The organism is Mesorhizobium sp. WSM4828 (genome assembly GCF_055811175.1).
In genome coordinates this window covers 1-635 of sequence record NZ_JBVVQK010000104.1, presented here as the reverse complement: position 1 = coordinate 635, position 635 = coordinate 1, and the positions used below count along the sequence as shown (strand labels likewise).

Here is a 635-nt window from a genome sequence, read left to right as displayed (position 1 = left end):
TTTCCAAGCGCCGATCCGCGCGGGCGTTCCTGCCCTAATCGAGCTTGGCCGGTTGCTCCAGATCACCGAACGGATTCTCCGGGACGAGGAAACGGATGAAGACCTGCAGCTCATCTTTGCCCCAGGCTCCTCCCTTGGCGGTACCCGACCGAAGGCGTCCGTCATCGACCAACATGGTCACCTCTCCATAGCCAAATTCCCGAAGGAGACCGACGACTACAGTATGGAGACCTGGGAAGAGATCGCGCTGCGGCTAGCCGGCCAGGCAGGTATTGCCACGCCTCAACACGAGCTGATCGACGTCGCCGGCAAGGCGGTCATGTTGTCGCGACGCTTCGATCGTGACGGTGCGATCCGCATCCCGTTCCTGTCGGCGATGGCGATGATTGGCGCCAAGGACGGCGAGCGCGGCAGCTATCCGGAGATCGTCGATGCCCTTGCTCAACACGGCGCTCAGGGAAAGACGGACGCCCATGCCCTCTATCGGCGGGTCGTCTTCAATGTGCTGATTTCCAATGTCGACGACCACCTCCGCAATCACGGTTTCCTGTGGCTGGGAAAGGCGGGTTGGTCTCTCTCGCCGGCATACGACCTCAATCCCGTTCCGACCGATCTCAAGGCCCGGGTGCTGACGA

General features: G+C 61.7%; 1 protein-coding gene. It reads left to right on the top strand.

What is annotated here, in order from left to right; translation table 11 throughout:
* Window positions 1–635 (top strand): type II toxin-antitoxin system HipA family toxin (locus AC0L2X_RS32475; RefSeq protein WP_473601218.1); only part of this gene is annotated, 635 nt, incomplete at both ends.